1 protein-coding gene is annotated in these 447 nt (G+C 69.8%); it reads right to left on the reverse strand.

The annotated features are described in order from the left end of the window. A partial coding sequence (locus tag B0W88_RS32295) for an EamA family transporter (RefSeq protein ID WP_158081003.1) occupies window positions 1-287 on the reverse strand: 287 nt, incomplete at its 3' end. Window positions 288-447: the final 160 nt, after the last annotated feature.

Raw genomic sequence — 447 nt, forward strand, 5'->3', positions numbered from 1 at the left:
ACCGTCGGCAGCGGACCGCCGGCGCGCTGGATCGCCGCCGCCAGGCACAGGTAGTACAGGAAGTTGCCGATGGCGCTGAGCTTGCAGGCCTCCAGCCAGTCGGCGCGGCTCAGCTCGCGCAGCGCGCGGCGGTCCATCAGCGCCAGCGGCAGCGCGATCAGCCCGAAGGCCAGGTAGCGGCCCACGGCCAGCATGGCGGCGGGGTAGTCGGGCAACAGCAGCGGGGCCACGAACACCAGGCCCCACATCAGGCCGGCGGCCAGCGCGTACAACAGTCCTTTCAACATGGGAGCGGACTATGCCAGCCGCGCCGGCGGCCCCTGATTCGCGGGGTGCAGCGGAGGGTCCAAGAGCTCCCTAGAACGTGGAACCCAGGCTCATCCAGCGAGCCTTCGCCATTAGCATGGCCATCCACCCCAGTCCGGTAGCGAGCGAAGCAGTCCCATG

Source organism: Pelomonas sp. KK5, assembly GCF_001984095.1.
In the GTDB taxonomy this organism is placed as follows: domain Bacteria; phylum Pseudomonadota; class Gammaproteobacteria; order Burkholderiales; family Burkholderiaceae_C; genus KK5.